We start from the raw sequence: 19,673 nt of genomic DNA, 5'->3' as shown, positions 1-19,673 counted from the left end.
CGGCCGTACGGGGGAAACGAGACCGCTTGTCCGTCCGCCCGGCCATCCTGCTCAGGGGCAAGCCAGCCGGTTGCCGCGCACCGGCACGTCCTTCCCGAACACCGGCGGATCGCCGGGCTTGGGATCCGTACCGGCCGCGATCAGGGGCCGGTCCTCGCGCACCTTGGTGAACATCGCCTTCGCCTTCGCCGCGTCCCAGCGCAGCGTCGAACCGACGTCCTTCATCGGCGGGTTGAACCCGGCGATCGGCACGGTGGCGAACTCGGTCCGCGTGGCCGGTACCTTGCTCAGCGCCGCGGCGAGCGTGACCAGGGTCTGCGCGCCGTCCTTCCCGAAGCCCTGCTGGACCTTGGCCGGGCCGAGCAGTGTCCGGGCCACCTTGCCCATGGCCACCGGGTCGGTGAGCACCTTCCGGGCGGTCAGCTGTTGCAGCGCCGCGACCAGGAACCGCTGCTGCCGCTGGATCCGTCCCAGGTCGGCGCTCTGGTCGACATGCCGGGAGCGGACGTACTGCAGGGACTGCCCACCCTTGAGCAGATGCCGTCCCGGCGCCAGGTCCAGCTTGGTCTTGGAGTCCTTGAGGCGCCGTTTCGTGCACACCTCGACCCCGCCGACCTGGTCGACGGCGTCGATGAACCGCCGGAAGTCGAGCTGCAGATACTGCTCGACACTCACCCCGGTCGCCGCCTCCACCGTCCGCTCCATGAGCTGGGCGCCGCCTTCCGCGTACGCGCCGTTGAGCTTCGCGGGATGCGCGGGGCGTTGTTTCGAGGACGGTGTGGGTCTGTACGCCGGAATCGTGGCGAGGGAGTCGCGCGGCAGGCCGATCACGCTGACGCGGTCGCGCGCGGCGGACACGTGGACGAGCATCATCACGTCCGCGCAGTTGCAGGCGAAGCCGCCCGCGTGGAACTTGCGGCGCTCCTTCTCGGTGATGGTGCCGCGGCCGTCCGTGCCCAGCAGCAGGATGTCGGTGGCCTTGGCGAGGGTGGCGCCGCCCGCGGGTTTCAGCGGCGGCGCCTGGGGTGTGCCGCAGCCGATCGCGGTCGCGGCACACAGCAGCGCGATCCCGCACAGCCGGGGGAGGCGGGAAGGACGGGAAAACCGGAACAAAGGGTGTCTCGTCGTCACCTGACGCAACGTAGGCCAGCGGGCCGCCGAGAGTTCGACGGCCCGCTGGTGAAGGCTCGAAGAGAGCCCGGACGTACGCCCGGCTCAGTCGTCGCCGGTGGTACTGGTGATGCCGGTCAGTTGTTGCCGACGCCGTTGCCGGACAGGACCGGGATGTCGCTGAGGATGTGCGACAGCGGCTCGTCGCCCTTGGCCTGCGTCGAGTTCTCGACACACTGCTGGTTCTGCGGGGCCGACAGGACGGGGATGTCCTGGAGGGCGACCGGTACGACGCCGACGACGGAACCGACGTTGAGCTTGGCCGGCAGACCGATGCAGGGCTTGTTGAGCGAGCCCTGGATGAGCGCCATCTGGGGGCTCATGTTGCCGTACGTGGCCGAGTTGCCGTACTTCTGGATGGCGCCGTTGCCACTGGTGGACGTCGTGCCACCGTCGTTCGCGATCGCCATTGCCGGGGCCGCAACCGCAGCGGAGACACCGACGACGGAAGCGGCGACCGCCGCGGCAGCCATAACCTTCTTGATCACTTGCTAGTCCCTTCGGAAGAAACCCCGTCCACCGGAGCCGCCAGGATCAACTGTCTCCGGCGCGCATGGTTGCTCCGATTCACTCTGATGGCCCATGGCGGAGGTCGTTCACGAGGGGTTCGTGAACCGGGCGTTTCCATGAATTTCCGAGTCCGGAACGGGCCAATCGGGTGAAGCGGCGAAACCAATCCCCGTCCATCCGGTTGATGCGAGAGCAGGAACATGTGTCTCTGCCAGGAAAGGAAAGCGAAATGCTGAAGAAGGCAATGGCCGCGGCGGCGGTAGCCGTATCTGTCGTCGGAGTCTCGGCGGCGACCGCCACTCAGGCGCTTGCCACAGCGGACGACGGCGGCACGACGTCCGTCAGCGGGAACGGTGCTGTCTCGAAGTTCGGCAACTCCGTGACCAAGGGCGACATGAGCCCTCAGATGAGCCTGGCGCAGGGCGCGCTGAACAAGCTCTGTGTCGGTCTGCCCGTGAAGGGCAACGTGGGCTCCGTCGTGGGCGTCGTGCCGGTCGCCCTCCAGGACATTCCGATCCTGTCCGCCCCGCAGAACCAGCAGTGCGCCGAGAACTCGACGCAGGCCAAGGGTGACGAGCCGCTGGCCGGCGTTCTCAGCGACATTCCGGTCCTCTCCGGGAACGGTGTCGGCAACAGCTGATCTGTCGCCATCTGCTGACCGTTCGTCAACAGTGGTCCGGTCGCCCATAAACGCAGCTCGGACAGCCTCCGCACACGGTGCGGGGGCTGTCCGCGTTTTGTCATCTCCCCGATTTCCTTCAGCCTTTCGTGTGGACTGTGTTTTCCGCTGCTTCGGGGCGTTCGAGTGAATTAACCATGGGACCACGTTCCGTAGTTTCTTCGGCTGTCTATCCCTCGTTTTACAACTGCCGGTCATGGTGCGAGCCGTTCATGCTGTGCTCGCTCGGTCTTCGGCCGACATAGGGGCATGACCGCAGAGAAGGGAAACCTTATGAAGAAGAGCGTTGCTGTCATCGCGGGCGCCATCATGGCGCTCGGAATGGCCGCCCCGGCCTTCGCGGACGCCGAGGCGGAGGGCTTCGCCGCCAACTCCCCGGGTGTGCTCTCCGGCAACGTGGTCCAGGTGCCCGTCCACATTCCCGTCAACGTGTGCGGCAACTCGATCAACGTCATCGCGCTGCTGAACCCGGCGTTCGGCAACACCTGCGTCAACGACTGACGTCGTAGCACCAGCCGTTCGGCGGTGTCTGGGCCGGTCTTGGAGAGCCTCTCGGTGCCAAGGCCGGCTTTTTCTCACCTCTCCCAGCAGGAAGATAATCAGAATGCGACAGAGTCTGAGCAGGGGGATGGTCGTGGCGGCCGCCGCGACGAGCCTCTTGTCCCTCTACGGCATTTCCGCCTTGGCCGACGCGGACGCGGGCAGGGCCCCCAACGGCTCGGCCGCACACGGAGCCCCCGGCGCCCCACACGACGACCCCGGCTACGGCAACGGAAACGGCCACGGCCAGGGGAATGGCCACGGTTACGGCCACGACAACGGCTACGGCAACACCTCCGGCGGCTACGGCGATACCCCGCCGACGAAGCCCCCCACGAAGCCTCCGACGAAGCCTCCGACGAAGCCCCCGACCAAGCCGCCCACGAAGCCTCCGACGAAGCCTCCGACGAAGCCGCCCACGAAGCCGCCCACGAAGCCTCCGACGAAGCCGCCCACCAAGCCGCCCACGAAGCCTCCGACGAAGCCGCCCACCAAGCCTCCGACGAAGCCGCCGACGAAGCCGCCGACGAAGCCGCCGACCAAGCCTCCGACGAAGCCTCCGACGAAGCCGCCCACGAAGCCGCCGACCAAGCCTCCGACGAAGCCGCCCACCAAGCCTCCGACGAAGCCGCCGACGAAGCCCCCGACGACGCCGCCGACCAAGCCTCCGACGACGCCTCCGACGAAGCCGCCCACGAAGCCTCCGACGAAGCCTCCGACGACGCCGCCGACCAAGCCCCCGACGACGCCGCCGACGAAGCCGCCGACCAAGCCCCCGACGACGCCTCCGACTAAGCCGCCGACTAAGCCGCCGACCAAGCCCCCCACGGGTCCGCCCACGACGACGCCTCCCACCGCGCCGCCGACGAAGCCGCCCCACCTGCCGCCGACCGGCAGTCGTGAGGAGTTGATCGCGGCCTCGGCCGTCAGCGTCGTGATGATCGCCGGTGGTGTCGTCCTGTACCGACGGGGCAGGCGCGGCCAGCCCGGCGCCCACGAGTGAGGCACGTGTAAGGCTGCGGACACCTGGATGAGTCCCGCGCCCCGTAAGGGGCGCGGGACTCATCCAGGGGCGCGGGGCCGTATCGATATACGGCTCCGCCACGTGGGCGCGACCAGACCCCACCGGCCCGCGGTGAACGAACCGCCTACCCCGCGGACGCGGACCGCACCCCCTCGCGCCGCCCTTGCCCCGGCACCGTCGCGCCGCCCGCCCGGGCCCCTGTCCGCAGCCGGCGCCGAACCCCTCGTACGAGTGTCTCCGCGGTGAATGTCGCGCCGTGCACGAAGCGCATCGACGGGCCGAAGCCGGACGCCGTCACCAGGCCCGCCAGGAACAGGCCGGGGTACGAGGACTCGAAGTGCCGCCCGACCGCCGGGGAACCGTCCGCCGACGCGCCCAGGCCGGCGCCGAGCCGTGGGTCCAGCAGACCCATCCGGTCGCACGTCGCCCTGAACCCCGTTGCCGCGATGACGTGTTCGGTCTCCAGGGAGCGCCGCTCGCCGGACCGGGTCACCGTGTCCAGCCGTACGCCGCCGCCGGCGCCCGTCAACTCCTGCGCCCGTGACACCTCCTGGCCGAGGAGCACCTCCACCGCCGGCTCGACGCGGTCGCGTACCCACCAGGCACCCGCCGGGCCCAGGGCCGTGGCGGCGATCCGGGCGCGGGTCGGTTCCGGGAGCCGGTGGAAGAGGTTGGGGCGTTCCGCGTAGAACCAGTTGCGCCAGCCGCAGCCCAGGCCGCTGTGCGGGGCGCGGGCCGAGCGCCACCAGGAGCGCTCCCAGGGCGGCGGTACGTCGTTCCAGCTCAGCTGTTCCGCGCGGGCCAACACCCTTACCCGGGAGCCCTGTTCGGCGAGCAGGGCCGCCGTCTCCAGGGCTGCCTGGCCGCCGCCGATCACCGTGACGTCCCGGCCGCGGAAGCGGTCGAGGTCGCCGTGGTGGCTGCTGTGCGAGACCAGGTCGGGGCCGAGGCCGCGCAGCGCGGCGGGGATCTCGACGAAGGGCAGCACACCGACGGCCAGGGCGACGGTCCGGGCGCGCACTGTCTCGCCGTCCTCCGTCACCGCCTCGAAGCCCCCGGGTGTGGGCGCCACCCGGGTCACCGTCCGTTCGTCGACCTCGGGCACGGCGTTGCGCGCGAACCACTGACCGTACGAGGCGAACATCTCCAGCGGGATCGGCTGCCCGTGCCGTGCCTCGACGCCCTGACCGGCGCAGTAGGTGTCCAGGCGCCAGCGGTCGTCGGGGTCGGACAGGTTCGACGCCCACGGCTCCGACTTGAGGAACATGCCCCGGGGCATGTTGTCGCGCCAGGAGGCCATGGGCCGGCCGAGGACGCGCAGCCGGAGCCCGGCGCCGGCGGCGTGGGAGGCGATGGACAGGCCGTAGGGGCCCGCGCCCACCACCAGCAGGTCGTACATCAGTAACTGTTCGCTTTCTCGTCGTCGGTGAGGGAGCCGTCAGCAAGGGAACTGTCGGTCAGGCGGTCGTCGGTCAGTGGCTGCGGCGCGTCGGCCACCGCCTGCCGGACCACGCGTGCCTGTGTGTCGTCCGGTCCGGGGCGTTCGCACAGCCGGCGCAGCCGGGTCGGCAGGCGGCGGGCGGCGTGCCGGGCCCACAGGGCCCACATCGCCCAGCCGGGTCCGAGGTCGTCCGGCGCGTGCCAGGCCAGCTCGCGGCCGGCCGGCGCCGGTCGCAGCGCGCTGAGCGGCGCGTAGTTCTCGACCACGAACGCCCGCCCGGGCCGCGGCGCCCCCTCGGGCAGCGGACGGTGGGTCAGGTCGAGGTGCTGGGCGCGTACGACGTCCAGCCCGGCCGTGTCGGTGAAGAGCCGGAACTGGGCGCCGGGGCGCGGGTTGAAGTCGAGCAGGTGGTAGTCGCCGGTGGTGGCGCAGCGGCGGAAGTCGAGGTCGAAGATGCCCCGGTAGCCCAGTTCACCGACGACCCGTTCGGAGAGCGCCTGCACGGACGCGTTCGGGGTCCAGTGGCCCACCGCCGTCAGTCCGGCGCCGCGCGGCCAGGCGTGCAGCTTGCGGCCGGGGCCGCCGCCGCGCACGGTCCCGGTGCGGTCGACGTACCCGTGGCAGAACCAGTCGAGGTCCGGTCCCGCCGGCAGGAACGCCTGGAGGAGCAGCCGACTGCCGGCCTCCTCCGTACGGAGGTACAGCTCCCGTGCCTGCCGCGCCGAGCGTACGACGACCGTGCTGCGCAGGTCGCTGTCGGCCGGGAGCAGCCAGGGCCGGCTCCACTTCGCCACGGCCGGCAGCCCGAGGTGCCAGGCCATGGCGGCGGCCTCGGTCGCGCTGTCCGGGATGAGTGTCAGGGGGTGCGGCACGCCCACGGCCGCGCACACGGCGGCCAGTTCTGCCTTGTCGGCCACCCGTTCGGCCAGCGCGCCGGGCTGCTGCGGCAGCAGAAAGGCGGGCGCCAGCTCGGCCCGGGCCCTGCCCACCGCGACGGCGCTCGCGTCGTCGAGCGGGATCAGCACGGCGGGCCGCGCGATCTGGGAGGCCACCCGCAGCAGGGCGCGGGCGATGTCGGCGGAGGTGGCGCCGGGCAGCGGCGGCGGATGCAGTTGTCGTACGAAACGGGATCTGCGTACGGGACTTCCGCCGACGTCGGCGATCAGGTGTACGTCGACGCCCGCCCGGCCGAGGGAGCGCACGGCGCCCAGTGTTCCGTGGTGAAAGGGATTCCGGTCGGTCCGCACGAGGACGGCGGGGACGCGGGTGTCGAGCAGCGACACGGACATGTGTTTTCGGGTTTCCTTCGGGTCGGTTCACTCGTGCGGGCGAGCGGAACACTCGAAAGTCTCAAGCGCGGTGGCGGAATTCATACTGATATGACTGAGTGTCAGTAGGTGAAAAGGCAGGACGAGAACAGGCAGTGCGAAAACAGGCAGTGTGAGAACAGGGAGTACGCGCGTGGAGGAAGGAGCAGGCATGGCCCCACAAAAGCGACGGGCCCGCACCGGACGGCTGGCGTTCCTGGCGGCTGCGGTCGCCGCGGCGACCGTCCTGGCGACGGGGCCGGGACACGCCGTGGGCGCGGGGGTGGCCGATCCTCCCGTCCCCGTACCGGACACGGTCACGGTCACACAGCCGACACCGCCCACCGGGATCGTGGCCCCGGTCGCACCCGTGACCCCCGAACCCCCGGTGGCTCCCGAGCCTCCCAAGGTCGAGCCGCCGGAACCCCCCGAGCCACCGGAGCCGCCCAAGCTCCCCGCCTTCGGCGCGTACGTCGACTACGACGGCGAACGGGGCACGGCCAGGATCGCCGAGCTCAGCCGCTGGCTGGGCGGCGCCGATCTCAAGGTCGGCCACACCTATCTGCCGGGCGACCGATGGAGCAACATCGAGGGGGTGCCAGGCTTCCTCGACGTGTGGGCGGACTGGCGGCGGGCCGAGGCGGACCGGCTGTTCGTCCTCAACGTGCCCATGCTGGAGCGCAACGAGGAGGGCGTCTCCGACCGTCAGGTCCAGGTGCAGCTGAGGCGCGGCGCGGCCGGTCTCTACGATCACCACTTCCGCGCCCTGGCCGAGCGGCTGGTCGCGCTGAACATTCCGGACACGGTCATCGTGCTCGGCTGGGAAATGAACGGCATCACGTACACCCATCGCTGCGGGCCGGACCCGGAGGCCTGGAAGAGGTACTGGAACAGGATCGTCACCACCATGCGGGCGGTGCCGGGCCAGAAATTCCGGTTCGATTTCAATCCGACCCGGGGCAGGGACGCCATTCCGTGGCCGCAGTGCTATCCGGGGGACGACACGGTCGACATCATCGGCATGGACGCCTATGACCAGCCCCGGGGACTCTCATTCGACGAGCAGGTGAGTGAGCCCTACGGACTTCAGGCGCATGTGGATTTCGCCAAGGCGCACGGAAAGCCCATTTCCTATCCGGAATGGGGACTGTTCCGCAACGGCGACAATCCGGAGTACATGCGGCGCATGCTCGGGTGGATGGACGAGCACAAGCCGCTGTACAACACGCTGACCGACTACTGCCCGCACGGTGTGTGGCAGTGCGGCAGCAATCCGAAGGCGTCCGAGGTGTACCGCCAGATCCTGACGGGCCGTAAGGACACCGAGCCGACCCCGGTGCCGCCGGTCCCGACGCCGGTACCGACCCCCGAGCCGCCGAAGCCCACGGATCCGGTCACCCCGCCGGCTCCGCTGCCGCCGCCCAACTGCTCGCCGCTGGATCTGGGCGACTGGGTGGAGTACTGGATGGGCGGGAAGCTGTGCCTGAAGTTCGACTGGTGGTCGCGCAACAGGTGACCGCCCGGTGGCGGCGGGTCGTTCACGATCCGCCGCCACCGTTTCCGGTTTCCCCTCCGCCGCCACCGCCACCGTTTCCGTTTCCGTCGCGTTCCCGCAGTCGGCGCAGGAGTTCCTTGCCCCGGCTGCGGGCGGCGACATCGCACACGACCGCCGACATCAGCGGTGCCGTCAGCCTCCGGGCCAGCAACAGCCTTTGGTTGACGACGGGTTCGGGGCGCCAGTGGTGCTTGTACGGCTCGTCCCCGCGCAGCAGGCTCAGCGTGCTGTGCCCGCCCGCCCCGGTGTGCTGGGCGCAGGCGTCGAGGAGCATCACGGCGACGTCGGCCTTGCGTTTCCGCAGGCCCGGATGGGCGCCGTACAGATAGCCGCCCGCGAGGCGTCCCGACAGCAGCGTCAGATCGACGGCGACCACGCTGTCGTCGAGGCGGAACTCGGTGACCACGGCGTCCCCGGAGCGCACCATCGGCCCGACGGACCGGGCGAGGTGTTCACGGAACCGGGGCTGGAGGTGTTCCGACGTCACCTTCCTGCCCTGCCACTGGAGTTGGTGCAGTTCGAGGAGGCGGGCCAGGGCCGCGTCCACCTCGTCGGGGCCGACGACGCGACGTTCGACGCCGAGCGCGGTCAGCTTGCGCAGCTTGGCGCGGACCCGCTGGGCCTTGGCGGCGGGGAGGCGGGAGACCAGGCCGTCCATCGAGACGGCGGGCAGCTCCAGGCACACGGAGTCCCTGACCTGGCGGCGCGGGCCACGCCAGCGCTCGTACACACGTTCGGCCGCGCCGCCCGGGCGGACCTCGCGGAGGTCGATCAGCGCGGTGCGGGCGGCGTCGGAGAGGCCCTCGGTGAGGGCGGCTGCGGCCTCGTCGGCCATGTCGTCGTCGAGGAGCACGTCACCGTAGTCGGAGATCGCGCCGCCGAGCGGCACGAGGGCGGGCAGCGGGCGGTGTACGCGCATCAGCGGGGCGACGGCGAGGAGTTCGCCCTCGGGATCGCGGACCACGATGATCCGCAGCCGGCCCGGGACACCGTACGACAGCCACCACGAGTGCAGCCAGGCATGGCTCTGGAACGGGGTCGCCGCGCCGCACCGCCGGTACAACCGGCCCCAGGCCGGAGCCAGTTCGGCGAAGGCGGCCTCGTCGCTGACGACTTCGGTGCGCAGGGCGCCCGTGATAGTGACCGTCACAGCTGGCCGTGCGCGTCGGCGGCGACAGCCGGACCCGGTACGGAGGCCGCGAGCACCGGTTCCTCGGTACGCCGCCGGGGTCGCACCAGCAGCACCAGCCCGCCGAGCAGCCCGCCCGCGCTCGCGCCGACCAGCCCGGTCACCGTGGCCGGGGCCGAGGACGGCTCGGCCGGCTTGGCCGCGCGCGAGAACTGGAGCAGCTCCACGTGGGTCGACTCCTTGGTGTCGTTCGCGTGCCGGGTGAGGGAGCGGGCCACGGCGTTGGCCATGTCGGCGGCGAGGTCGGGGCGCGCGGAGGTGGCCGAAACGGCGACCATGGGCGCGTCCGGCGAGGTCGCCGTCTGCACGCTCTTGCGCAGCGTCGACATCGGTACGCCCGCCCACACCTGGGCGTCCCCGAGCACCGCGAGCTGTGTGGCGACCCGCCCGTACGCCTGCGCGAAACCGAGCGCGGACGCCGGGTCGGACTTCTCGGTCGGTACGGCGACGACGTAGCTGGTGGCCGTGTAGGTGGGCGCCTTGAAGGTGCCGTACGCGCCGCCGAGCAGGCCGCCGAGCACGGTGCTCGCCGCGAGGAGGTACCACGCGGGCAGGGCGCGGGTGCGGGTGAAGGGAGTGAGGCGGGTGACTCTGCTGGCGTTCTCGGTCATGAGGATGGGGCTCCCTGGGGTGACGGGGACGGGGATGGAGACGGGCATGGGGAGGGGGACGGATTCAAGGCCGGGATGATCGCCGTGTACACGTCCATGAGCTGGGCGGCGCTGCGGGTGATGTCGTAGTGGTGGGCGGCGGCGGGGGGCGTGCGGTCCCGTGGGCCCAGCGCGCGGGCCTCGGCGATGGCGCGTGCGAAGGAGTCCGCGCCCCCGGGAACGCGCCGGGCGCCCTCGGCGGACTCCGGGGGCAGGTCCTCGATCGCCGGGCAGGAGACGTACCGGACGGGCAGCCCGGCGGCCAGACCCTCCACGACCGCGAGGCCGAAGGCCTCCTCCGGGCACGGGGAGGCGAGCAGGTCCATCGCGGAGGTGAGGGAGGGCAGGTCGGGGCCGGGGGTACCGTCCGGTACGTAGGGCCGTTCGCCGGTGAACAGCACCCGGTCGGCCACGCCCGCCTCGCTCGCGGTGCGCCGCAGGACATGCTCCTCGGGGCCGCCGCCGACAAGCAACAGCCAGTAGTTGTCCGGGAGTTGAGCCAGGACGCCGATGAGGTCGGCGAAGTGCTTGCCCGGCGTCAGCCGTCCGACGCCGCCGACGACGTATGCCCCCTCGGGCAGCCCGAGGCGCTCGCGGGTGCGGCGGCGGGCGACCGGGTCGAAGCGGAAGCGGGTCAGGTCGATGCCGTTGGGCACGACCTCGATCCGGGGCGCGGGCACACCCCAGCGGCGGAGCCGCTCGGCGACCGTGGGGGACACGGCGACGGTGGTGCGGCCGAGCCGTTCACCGGCGAGGTACAGCGCGCGGACCCCGGCGGTCAGCCGCCGCCCCTCCATCTGCGAGTCACCGAGGGAGTGTTCGGTGGCGACGATCGCCCGCACGCCCGCGAGCCGCGCGGCGATCCTGCCGTACACGCAGGCCCGGTAGAGGTGCGTGTGCACGAGGTCGTAGCCGCCCGAGCGGATGACGTCGACCAGGCGGGGCAGGGCGGCGAGGTCGCGGTTGCCGGCCATGCCGAGGTGGACGACCCGCACGCCGTCGGCGATCAGACCGTCGGCGACCGAGCCCGGGTTGGTGAGCGTCACGACATCGCAGTCGACCGGCAAGTGCCGCAGCAGCAGCCGGAGTTGCTGCTCGGCGCCGCCGACCCCGAGGCCGGTGATGATGTGCAGGGCCTTCACCGCCGTCACACCCCCTCGATCGGCCGGCGCCGCAGCCGGTGCAGCCGGTACTTGAGATGCAGGCGTACGGCGGTGTCGTTCTCGCCGATGTGGACGCGGGGGAGGACATGGACGCCGTTGAGCGGGCCCGGGTCGATCGCGCAGCCGTATCCGTAACCGGCCGCCCGCACGGCGTCGACGGCTCGCTGGTCGACGGTCCCGTAGGGGTAGCAGAACCCCCCGACCGGAGCACCGCTCAACTCCGAGAGCAGCGCTCTGCTCTCGGCGACCTCGACTCGCAGCAGCTCGTCGTCGGCCTTCGTCAGGTCGACGTGCGTCAGCCCGTGCGACCCGATCTCGACCCTGGCCCCGGCGACGGCACGGATGCCCTCCGCCGTCAGCAGCGGTTTGCGCGGGCCCAGCGGATCCCAGGCGTTCTCCCCGCCGAGCCGCCCCGGCAACACGAAAAGGGTCGCGCCGCACTTCCAACGCTCCAGCACCGGAAGGGCGTTGGCCAGGAAGTCGGCGTACCCGTCGTCGAAGGTGAGTGCGACGAGCCCGTGCCCCTCGCCCCGGGAACGGGCGGCGAGCAGCTCGGCCATGCCAACGCCCCGCAGCCCGCGCCGGTGCAGCCACCGCAGTTGGGCGTCGAGGCGTTCGGGCGTGACCGTGATGCGGTACGGGTCGTCCGAGCAGTCGCCCACCGAGTGGTACATCGCCACCCAGGGCACGGAACCCGGGCGGGCGTCTCTTCGGCCTCGGGCACGGTCGTGGTCAGCGGACCCGGTCGCGGCGGCGGGGACGGGGGCGGGCGTGGGAGCGGGTGCGCTTGCGGGCATGCGGAAGCCTTCGGGTCATGGAGAGTACGGAACGGAGTGCGAGGACGAAGCTCTGCACGGCCTGGGCCCGCATGAGCCGGCCGAGCAGGAAGTAGACGACGGTGACGGTCGCCGTACCGGCGGCGAGTCCCGCCACGGGCCCGTCGATCCGGCTGGTCACGAACGCCCCCGCAGCCGTCGCACACACCGCCGCGCGCACCGGCTTGCTCAGCTCGGCCAGCACCTGGCGCTTCCGGATCGGCACACTGCGCGGGCCCATCCCGTACAGCAGCAGGGCGGCCGACAGGGTGATCCCGGCGGCGTTGGCGGCGGCGATCCCGCACACCCCCCACGGGCCGACCGTCCACGCGCCGATCCACGAGGTCGCGACGATGCCCGTGGCCATCGCGGCCAGCGGGTACCAGGTCGGCCGGTTCGAGGAGAAGTACGAGCGGACGAGCGCGCCGACCAGCGTGTGCCCGAGCAGCCCGACCGCGTACACGCGCATCACGGTGGCCGTCGCCTCGGTGTCGCGGGCAGCGAACGCGCCCCGCTGGAACAGGACTTCGATGATCTGCGGCGCACAGGCGATGACCGAGGCAGCCCCGAGCAGCACCACCCAGGCGGCCAGCGCGATGTCCCGCTCCACCCGGCTGCGGGCCCGCTCGGTGTCGCCCTCCGCGATGGCCTGCGCGACCACCGGGAAGGTGACCGTGCACAGCATCAGCGACAGCGTCATCGGGATCTGCGCCACCTTCTGCGCGTAGTTCAGGTGCGAGATGGCCCCGGCGGGGAGGGTGGAGGCGAGGAAACGCTCGATGAGCACCTGCGACTGCCGGGTCAGCGCGAAGAGCAGGACGGGTGCGACGAGTGCGAACGCCATCGGCGCACCGGACGTCTCCTCCACCACGATCTCGTCCGGCACGGCCGATCGACGCCGCCGCAACTGCCTTAGAACAGAAGGCAGTTGGGTTACGACCATCAAGGCGCCGCCCACCGCCACCCCGACCGCAGCCGAGCGCACCCCCCAGCGCCCGCCCAGCACGAACATCGCCGCGATGATGCCGGTGTTGTAGGCCACGTAGATCGCCGCCGGAGCCAGGAACCGCCGGTGCGCGCGCAGGGCCGCGCTGCAGTACCCGGCGAGCCCGAAGCTGAGGACGCAGGTGGCGGTGAGGCGGGTGCAGTCCACGGCGAGCGACGGGTCGGGCAGGCCGGGGGCGAGCCCCTCGACCAGGTAGGGAGCGGTGGCGATCAGCAGCGCGCCGACCGCCGCGAACGCCAGCGCCAGCCGGGGCAGCGTCGTGGCGACCAGCGCCGCAACCGGATCGCCCGGGGCACCCTGGGCACGCCGGGCCAGCGCCATGCTGAACGCCGGGATCAGGATGAAGGCCAGCCCGTCCTCGATGAGCAGCGTCGCCGCGAACTCCGGCACGGTCCACGCCACCAGGAAGGCGTCCGTGTCGCTGCCGGCCCCGAACAGCCGGGCCAGGGACTGGTCCCGGACCAGCCCGAGCAGGGCGCCCGCGACCGAGAGGACGGCCGTGACGAGCGTGGCCTTGGCGAGGAACTTCCGGGAGACGGGGGCGAGTCCGGCGGGTTCGTGGTCGGCGATGCCGACGTCGCCGGCGCTGCCATCGTCGTAGCCCTCTTCCTGTCCCCCCTCGTCTCCGCTTCCCTGTCCCTTTCCCTGTCCCTTCGCGACCGGTGTGGCGGCGCGTGCCGCGGGCAGCGTCACTCTGGTCTCTCCCTCGGTCCGAGGCGGCGTCGCGTTCATCGCGCCGAGGCCTCGGGCAGGTCGTCGCCCCCGACGAGGGCCCACCAGGCGACGAACCCGAAGACGACGGCGGTCAGCACGGTCGCGGGCCCGCCGATGTCGGCGTACAGGAAGTCGATCAGCTGCCAGATCAGCAGCCCGCAGGCGGCGAGGGCGCAGTCGAGGCCGCCGGACGCCGACCGCCGGGCTCGTACCAGCCCCCGCAGGCCGCACACCAGCAGCGCCAGCCAGCTGCCCCCGAGGGCCAGCAGCCCGATGAGGCCCTGCTCGCTCAGCACCAGCAGGTACATGTTGTGCGGGGACAGCAGCGGCTGCTTGCGGAACGCGGCGCCCGCGCCCTCCGTGTCGCTGCCCGAGGACAGGGCCAACGAGGCGTGTCCGTCGCGGTGTTCGGGGAAACCCTTCAACCCGACGCCGGTGAGCGGGTGTTCGCTCCACATGTCGGTCGCCGCCGCCCACATCGTGTACCGGTCGGTGACCGACTGGTCGGGGGCGTCGGTGACTTGGCCGATGCTGCTGATCCGCTCCTGGAGCATCGCCGAGCCGAGGCCGAGGCCGCCGACCAGGATCACCGCCGAGGCGGTCACCACCGCGCCCACCTTCAGCGCGCGCCGCATCCCGGCCAGCATCAGCTGCAGCGTGCAGGCCGCCGCCGTGGCGATCCAGGCGCCCCGGCTGAAGGAGACGGCGAGCGGGGCGAGCAGCACCAGGGCGCAGCCGGCGGCGACGGCCCGCTGCCGGGCGGCGGTGGCCCCGAGGGCCAGCCCCAGCGCGCACATCAGCCCGAAGGCCACCACGGTCGCCATGCCCATCACGTCGGCGGGCCCGAAGGTGCCCACCGCCCGGATCTCCTCGCCCTGGTAGGAGGCACCGGTCCCGGTCACGAACTGGTGCACCCCGACCGCCCCCTGGAACAGGGCGAACCCGACGAACGCCCAGGCCAGCACCCGGAAGTCGCGCCGGTCGCGGACCAGCAGCACCACGGACGCCGGGACCAGCACGAAGATCTGGAGGTAGCGCCCCAGGCCCCCGAGGCCGGCCGCCGGCGAGGACGCCCCCACGGCCGCGACCGCGAGCCCGACCACCGGCATCCCGAGCACCACGGCGGCCGTCCGGGACAGGGGGCGCCGCCGCTCCCGTACGAGCCGGATCGCGCAGTAGAGGACCACCAGTCCGGAGACGGCGTCGGCCGGGGTCGCGCCGCCGTCGGTGCCCTGCGCGGCGGGCAGCGCGAGCAGGGCGATCACCAGGATCACGGGCAGGAGCGGAGCGAAGGACGCGACGTACGTGACGTACGGGAAGGGCACTCGGCGCGGCAACGTCAGCGTGGGGCTGTGGCTCACTGCGCTCAGCTTCCTGTCGGGCGGACGAGCGTGGCGAAGGTGCGCAGCAGGATGCAGATGTCCTGCCACAACGACCAGTTGTCGATGTAGGCGTTGTCGAACCGGCAGCGGTCCTCGATCGAGGTGTCACCGCGCAGCCCGTGGATCTGGGCGAGCCCGGTGATCCCGGTCTGCATCCGGTGGCGGGCCGCGTAGCCGGGGTAGGTCTGGCTGAACTTGCCGACGAAGTACGGGCGTTCGGGCCTGGGCCCGACCAGGCTCATGTCGCCCCAGAGGACGTTCCACAGCTGGAGCAACTCATCCAGCGAGGTGCGGCGCAGGAGGCGGCAGAACCAGTTCATGCGCTGCTCGTCGGCGACACTCCAGCGGGTCGCCGACTCCATCTCGTCGACCGGGCGGTGGGTGCGGAACTTGAGGAGGGTGAAGGGGCGCCCGTCCAGGCCGATGCGCTCCTGCCTGAAGACCACACCCCGTCCGCCGGTCAGCCTGAGCACCACCGCGCACAGCAGCAGCAGCGGCGAGACCAGCAGGAGCAGAGTGCCCGAGACCATGACGTCGAGCAGCCGCTTGCCGAGGCTGCCCGGCCGGTCCGGCACCATCGCGAGCCGCCGGCAGGAGAACCCGGCGAGCCGTTCGGCGCTCTCGTACGAGGGCGACTCGGCGTCGATCTCCCACACCGTGCAGCCCGACTCCGCCAACGCCCTTAGCAGCGGCCCTTGTTCGGCCCGTACGGAGGGATGGACGGCGAGCACGGTCCGGACGCCGTTCTGGATCAGCGCCCGCTGGACCTCCTCACCGGTGGTCAGCACGGGCAGGCCCGCACCGCCGTCCGGGTGGTCGGTGACGAGCCCCACCGGCCGTACCCCGCACGCCGGATGGCGCAGGAACGCGGCGGCCACGCGCCGGGCGGTGCCGGCCGGGCCGATGACGAGGGCCGTGTGCGGGCGGCGCAGCAGCGCCCGGCGCCGCCGCCAGTGGACGGTCGCTCGGCCCGCCGCACTCGCCGCCGCCTGTACCGCGAAGCCCAGTACGAGGGTCCGCGCGGACAGCGCGTCGGCGGACGCGTACGCCCCGATCACGGCGGCCAGAGCCAGCCAGCCCATCGCGATCCGGCCGCAGACGGCGGGCAGTTCGTCGAGGAACGCGGGCACGGAATCGGGCCGGTAGAGCGAGGCGCGCGTGTTCAGCACGACCACACCGAGCAGCAGCGCGCCGACGAGAACGGGGTGGCGCTGGGGCTCGGCCAGTGCCAGGGCGCCGAGCAGGGCGGCGCTGCTGTCGACGGCGAGCAGTGGCAGCGGGGAGGCCGGCCGGGGCGCGGGGCGCCGCCCGGCCGGGAATCTGAAGCCGCCCGCCGACCCGCGGCGCGGGATGACCGAGACGGCCGACACTGATGAGAATCCGTGCTCCCGAGGCCCTCCGCCGGGGGAGGGGACGGTACTTTCCGCAGTCACGAGTGGATGGACTCCCTGTACTCGGCGCGCACGGGCCGCACGGCGTGCGCGGTGATCAGCTCGCGGTACACGCCCGCGACGGCCTCGGCGGAGTGCCGTACGTCGTGCGCGGACAGGACGTGCCGACGCCCCAGTTGCCCCAGCGACTCACGCAGCAGGGGGTCGAGCAGCAGTTCGGAGACGGTTCCGGCCAGCGCGGCCGGGTTCTCGGCCGGCACCAGACAGCGCGGGGCGAGAGCGGCGGGCAGGGACTCGCGTCCGCCGTCCACGTCGGTGACGACCACCGGCCGCCCGCAGCCCATCGCCTCCAGCGGCGCCAGCGCCATGCCCTCCCACCGCGAGGGCAGGACGACCAGATCGGCCGCCCGGTACCAGGGGACGGCATCGGTGACCGCCCCCGCGAACAGCACGGAGTCGGGGGCGAGATCCCGCAGCCGCCGGTCTTCCGGACCGTCACCGACGAGCACCAGCCGTGCCCCCGGCACCCGCCGCGCGATCTCGTCCCACGCCCGGAGCAGCACGTCCTGCCCCTTCTGCCGGCACAGCCGCCCCACGCACACGACCAGCGGGGCGGCCGGATCGACCCCCGCGAGCAGCGGAATCCCGGCCCGTACGGAGTCCACGGGAGCCGGGCGGAAGCGCTCGGTGTCGATCCCGTTCGGGATCACCCGCCACTGACCGGCGATCCCGGCGCGCACCCCGGTCGCCCGTTCGGCGTCGCTCACGCACACCACCCGGGAGGCCCAACGCGCGCCCCACCGCTCCCACTTGAGCGCCAGCGCGGCGGTGGGGCCGCCGACCGCCTCGAACGACCAGGCGTGCGGCTGGAACACTGTCGCCACTCGCCCCCGTACCGCCAGCCGGGCGGCGAGTCCGGCCTTCGCGCTGTGCGCGTGCACGACGTCAGGCCGCACCGCCCCGACCACCCGCCGAAGCCGCCGCACCTCCCCGACGAGCGAGGGTCCCGGCGAGCGGGTCGCGTGCCAGGGGTGTACGTCGGCGCCGAGCGCCCGCAGTCGCGCGGCGAGGTCACCGCCGTCCGGGCAGGCGACCGTGACGTGCAGACCGGCGGCGAGCTGGGCCCGTGCCAGGTCCGTCACGACCCGGGGCGCCCCGCCGTCCACCGGCTGGGTGACGTGCAGGACCCGTGGCCCGGGGTCCGGTGCGATCAGTTGCATGCGCGGTTTCCTCGCTCACGGGTGGCGGTGCCGGACGCACCTCGGCTACTGCCGGGCGTCGACGGCCACAAAAAGTGCGCCCGCCCACGCCGCGTCCCGGTGGCAAACGAGCCGGAAGGCCAGCTGGTCACCGCCGCGCCGTAGCGCCGTACCCAGTTCGAACACGTCGGAGTCGTAGCCGAGGGTGTTCGCGTACGCCGGAACACGCTCCGAGACGGCGCCGGCGATCGTGGAATTCAGCACGTCGTCGAGGGGGTTGGCCGCGTCTCCCAGCGCTGTCGTACGCCCTGCGGCGGACACCGTCAGGGAGTCGCCGGCGCTGCCGCGGTCCCCGTTGTAGGCGACCAGGCCCGCGCGCCCGTTCGCGCCCGCCGGGAACTTCAGTTCGGCCAACCGGACCAACGTGCCGTCACCCTTCCGGTCCCCCAGCGCGTCGAATCCGTCCCACACGACGAGGTGCCGCAGCGGCTCCGCCGCGTTCTCGTACGCCACGACCAGCGTCCAGCCGCCCCACGCCCCGGCGGCCGACTTCCCCATCGCCACATTGACCTGCGCGACCGTGTACAGCCCCGAACCGCTGTCCCGGACCAGCTCGGTGACATCGGCGGAGGCCTGGAACGCGTCGGCGCCGTGCGCCACCCGGTGCCCGACGACCGAGTCCGCGAGCAGCTCCTTGTACTGGCCGCCGGGCTCGGCGATCAGCACCCGCCCGTTGTCCTTCGGCGGCTTCTGCTCCCCGACCTTGAGGTTGCCGCCCCAGTACAGCCGCGCGTAGGAGACCTTGCCGCCCTGCGGCACCCGGACTTCCGCGCGGCTGGAGTTGTACGTGTTCGGGTCGCTGTCGACATCGACGTAGAACATGTCCAGGTCGCCGTTGACCGCCGCCCTGGCGCCGCCCGTTCCCGTCACGAGGCTCTCGCCCCTGCGGATGCCCGCGCAGGTCCCGAGGGCGGCGCGGCAGCTGATGGACGCGTTGGCCGCGCGGACGATCCCGCCGTGCTGGAGAGCGCGATACCGCTGGGTGAACGCGAGGCGCGCCGACTCCTTGCCGGGCTCCTGGCCGACGGGCGGCGCGGCGGTCGCCGTACCTCCCGGAGTCCAGATCGCGGCGAGGGCAAAGACGCCCACCATCGCACGGCGCAGCAGAAGACCCGGGGAAACAGACATGACCGGCGTTGCCCTTTCGGGAAAAAGTCGGGAAAGAGTGAGGAAAGGGGTTGTGGACCGATGGACGGAAAATCTGGAGATCGCCTGTGTGCCGCAGGCGCACCCGGACTGTTTCGCGCGACGGATTCGAGGTGGCGGTCGACCTTTGGGCGGCTCCGGGGCGGCTGACAGAAGGTGGGTCACTCTAGCCGCTATGCGTATTTATTGGTGATTCATGTCAACTGTGTCGTAATCGTGCAGCCGAGCGATTCGAGAGATCACCCCATTGGCGGCACAACCCGGGCGCGTGCCACGCGTTGACACAGCGCCGGGCATCCCCGCCCGGATGTTTGTGACAACTTCCAAGGAGCACTTCTCCATGTCGCGTATCGCGAAGGGCCTTGCCCTTTCCACCGTTGCCGTCGCCGCCGTGGCGGGTACCGCCGGTGTCGCCGCCGCCGACAGCGACGCGCACGGCGCCGCTGCCCACTCCCCGGGCGTCCTGTCGGGCAACGTCCTGCAGGTTCCGGTCCACGTTCCGGTCAACGTCTGCGGCAACACTGTCAACGTCATCGGTCTGCTGAACCCGGCGTTCGGCAACACCTGCGTCAACGACTGACATCAGTCGACGCTGACCCTTCTGCCGGCCGCTCTCCTTTCCAGGGAGGGCGGCCGGTTCGCTTTTCCGGCGTTTGCCCCGAATGGCGGGCCGGACGGCCAACTCGCCGAGTGGGCCTCGATACAGGCCCTCACCAGCGATGACGTACGGGA

18 protein-coding genes are annotated in these 19,673 nt (G+C 71.9%); 4 read left to right on the top strand and 14 right to left on the bottom strand.

Annotated elements, in window-relative coordinates:
* Positions 1-51 precede the first annotated feature (51 nt).
* Positions 52-1,131, bottom strand: a complete 1,080-nt coding sequence (locus tag G3I71_RS07030) for an LCP family protein (RefSeq protein WP_343242871.1) — start codon at positions 1,129-1,131, stop codon at positions 52-54.
* Positions 1,132-1,247: 116 nt separating this feature from the next.
* On the bottom strand, positions 1,248-1,658 hold the full coding sequence (locus tag G3I71_RS07025) for a rodlin (RefSeq protein WP_164313048.1): 411 nt from the start codon (positions 1,656-1,658) through the stop codon (positions 1,248-1,250).
* 251 nt (positions 1,659-1,909) lie between these two features.
* Between G3I71_RS07025 and G3I71_RS07020 the strand changes: the two genes are divergently transcribed.
* Together G3I71_RS07020 and G3I71_RS07015 are read left to right on the top strand one after the other, a co-directional pair.
* Complete coding sequence (locus G3I71_RS07020) at positions 1,910-2,320, top strand: rodlin (protein WP_164313047.1); 411 nt, start codon at positions 1,910-1,912, stop codon at positions 2,318-2,320.
* A 312-nt stretch (positions 2,321-2,632) separates the two neighbouring features.
* Positions 2,633-2,860 carry a chaplin gene (locus tag G3I71_RS07015; RefSeq protein ID WP_164313046.1) on the top strand — a complete coding sequence of 76 codons (228 nt, stop codon included), beginning with the start codon at positions 2,633-2,635 and terminating at the stop codon, positions 2,858-2,860.
* A gap of 342 nt (positions 2,861-3,202) precedes the next feature.
* Here G3I71_RS07015 and G3I71_RS07010 read toward each other — a convergent pair whose 3' ends face one another.
* From G3I71_RS07010 to G3I71_RS07000, 3 genes are all read right to left on the bottom strand, one after another.
* Positions 3,203-3,925 (bottom strand): hypothetical protein, encoded by a 723-nt coding sequence (locus G3I71_RS07010; protein WP_164313045.1) that lies wholly within the window; start codon positions 3,923-3,925, stop codon positions 3,203-3,205.
* Positions 3,926-4,047: 122 nt separating this feature from the next.
* Positions 4,048-5,322 carry an NAD(P)-binding domain-containing protein gene (locus G3I71_RS07005; protein ID WP_164313044.1) on the bottom strand — a complete coding sequence of 425 codons (1,275 nt, stop codon included), beginning with the start codon at positions 5,320-5,322 and terminating at the stop codon, positions 4,048-4,050.
* The gene (locus G3I71_RS07000; RefSeq protein WP_164313235.1) at positions 5,322-6,647 is read right to left on the bottom strand and encodes an ATP-grasp domain-containing protein; all 1,326 of its coding nucleotides are present in this window, start codon (positions 6,645-6,647) and stop codon (positions 5,322-5,324) included. Before G3I71_RS07000 ends, G3I71_RS07005 begins: the two co-directional genes overlap by 1 nt.
* 196 nt (positions 6,648-6,843) lie before the next feature.
* Between G3I71_RS07000 and G3I71_RS06995 the strand changes: the two genes are divergently transcribed.
* A complete protein-coding gene (locus tag G3I71_RS06995) occupies positions 6,844-8,187 on the top strand; it encodes a glycoside hydrolase family 26 protein (RefSeq protein ID WP_203729574.1) in 1,344 nt (447 codons plus the stop codon).
* 22 nt (positions 8,188-8,209) lie between these two features.
* Here the strand turns inward: G3I71_RS06995 and G3I71_RS06990 are convergent, their stop codons facing one another.
* Genes G3I71_RS06990 through G3I71_RS06950 form a run of 9 tightly spaced genes read right to left on the bottom strand, consistent with a single transcriptional unit; the run spans position 8,210 to position 18,923 of the window.
* Positions 8,210-9,376: a GNAT family N-acetyltransferase gene (locus G3I71_RS06990; protein WP_343242870.1), complete on the bottom strand. Its 1,167-nt coding sequence runs from the start codon at positions 9,374-9,376 to the stop codon at positions 8,210-8,212.
* Positions 9,373-10,026: a lipopolysaccharide biosynthesis protein gene (locus G3I71_RS06985; RefSeq protein WP_164313043.1), complete on the bottom strand. Its 654-nt coding sequence runs from the start codon at positions 10,024-10,026 to the stop codon at positions 9,373-9,375. Before G3I71_RS06985 ends, G3I71_RS06990 begins: the two co-directional genes overlap by 4 nt.
* Positions 10,023-11,207, bottom strand: coding sequence for a glycosyltransferase (locus G3I71_RS06980; protein ID WP_164313232.1), 1,185 nt, complete (start codon positions 11,205-11,207; stop codon positions 10,023-10,025). Before G3I71_RS06980 ends, G3I71_RS06985 begins: the two co-directional genes overlap by 4 nt.
* Positions 11,208-11,212: 5 nt before the next feature.
* A complete protein-coding gene (locus G3I71_RS06975; RefSeq protein WP_164313231.1) occupies positions 11,213-11,902 on the bottom strand; it encodes a polysaccharide deacetylase family protein in 690 nt (229 codons plus the stop codon).
* 58 nt (positions 11,903-11,960) lie between these two features.
* The gene (gene murJ, locus G3I71_RS06970; protein WP_164313042.1) at positions 11,961-13,742 is read right to left on the bottom strand and encodes a lipid II flippase MurJ; all 1,782 of its coding nucleotides are present in this window, start codon (positions 13,740-13,742) and stop codon (positions 11,961-11,963) included.
* 35 nt (positions 13,743-13,777) lie between these two features.
* Positions 13,778-15,088 (bottom strand): O-antigen ligase family protein, encoded by a 1,311-nt coding sequence (locus G3I71_RS06965; protein ID WP_164313230.1) that lies wholly within the window; start codon positions 15,086-15,088, stop codon positions 13,778-13,780.
* A 41-nt stretch (positions 15,089-15,129) separates the two neighbouring features.
* On the bottom strand, positions 15,130-16,578 hold the full coding sequence (locus G3I71_RS06960; RefSeq protein WP_164313041.1) for an exopolysaccharide biosynthesis polyprenyl glycosylphosphotransferase: 1,449 nt from the start codon (positions 16,576-16,578) through the stop codon (positions 15,130-15,132).
* Positions 16,575-17,756, bottom strand: coding sequence for a glycosyltransferase (locus G3I71_RS06955; protein ID WP_164313040.1), 1,182 nt, complete (start codon positions 17,754-17,756; stop codon positions 16,575-16,577). Before G3I71_RS06955 ends, G3I71_RS06960 begins: the two co-directional genes overlap by 4 nt.
* Before the next feature lie 45 nt (positions 17,757-17,801).
* The gene (locus G3I71_RS06950) at positions 17,802-18,923 is read right to left on the bottom strand and encodes a DUF3344 domain-containing protein (protein ID WP_164313039.1); all 1,122 of its coding nucleotides are present in this window, start codon (positions 18,921-18,923) and stop codon (positions 17,802-17,804) included.
* 358 nt (positions 18,924-19,281) lie between these two features.
* Between G3I71_RS06950 and G3I71_RS06945 the strand changes: the two genes are divergently transcribed.
* The gene (locus G3I71_RS06945) at positions 19,282-19,521 is read left to right on the top strand and encodes a chaplin (protein ID WP_006382607.1); all 240 of its coding nucleotides are present in this window, start codon (positions 19,282-19,284) and stop codon (positions 19,519-19,521) included.
* The last annotated feature ends 152 nt before the right edge of the window (positions 19,522-19,673 follow it).

The organism is Streptomyces sp. SID12501, assembly GCF_010550245.1.
Classification (GTDB): Bacteria; Actinomycetota; Actinomycetes; order Streptomycetales; family Streptomycetaceae; genus Streptomyces.
The sequence above is the reverse complement of the archived record's forward strand: the minus strand, read 5'-3'. Positions and strand labels throughout refer to the sequence as shown.

Excerpts from the sequence above, each read along its gene's own strand:
- G3I71_RS07015 (WP_164313046.1), top strand. The coding sequence starts at position 2,633 with ATGAAGAAGAGCGTTGCTGTCATCGCGGGCGCCATCATGGCGCTCGGA.
- G3I71_RS06950 (WP_164313039.1), bottom strand. The coding sequence starts at position 18,923 with ATGTCTGTTTCCCCGGGTCTTCTGCTGCGCCGTGCGATGGTGGGCGTC.
- G3I71_RS07005 (WP_164313044.1), bottom strand. The coding sequence starts at position 5,322 with ATGTACGACCTGCTGGTGGTGGGCGCGGGCCCCTACGGCCTGTCCATC.
- G3I71_RS06955 (WP_164313040.1), bottom strand. The coding sequence starts at position 17,756 with ATGCAACTGATCGCACCGGACCCCGGGCCACGGGTCCTGCACGTCACC.
- G3I71_RS07020 (WP_164313047.1), top strand. The coding sequence starts at position 1,910 with ATGCTGAAGAAGGCAATGGCCGCGGCGGCGGTAGCCGTATCTGTCGTC.
- G3I71_RS06985 (WP_164313043.1), bottom strand. The coding sequence starts at position 10,026 with ATGACCGAGAACGCCAGCAGAGTCACCCGCCTCACTCCCTTCACCCGC.
- G3I71_RS06945 (WP_006382607.1), top strand. The coding sequence starts at position 19,282 with ATGTCGCGTATCGCGAAGGGCCTTGCCCTTTCCACCGTTGCCGTCGCC.
- G3I71_RS06995 (WP_203729574.1), top strand. The coding sequence starts at position 6,844 with ATGGCCCCACAAAAGCGACGGGCCCGCACCGGACGGCTGGCGTTCCTG.
- G3I71_RS06975 (WP_164313231.1), bottom strand. The coding sequence starts at position 11,902 with ATGTACCACTCGGTGGGCGACTGCTCGGACGACCCGTACCGCATCACG.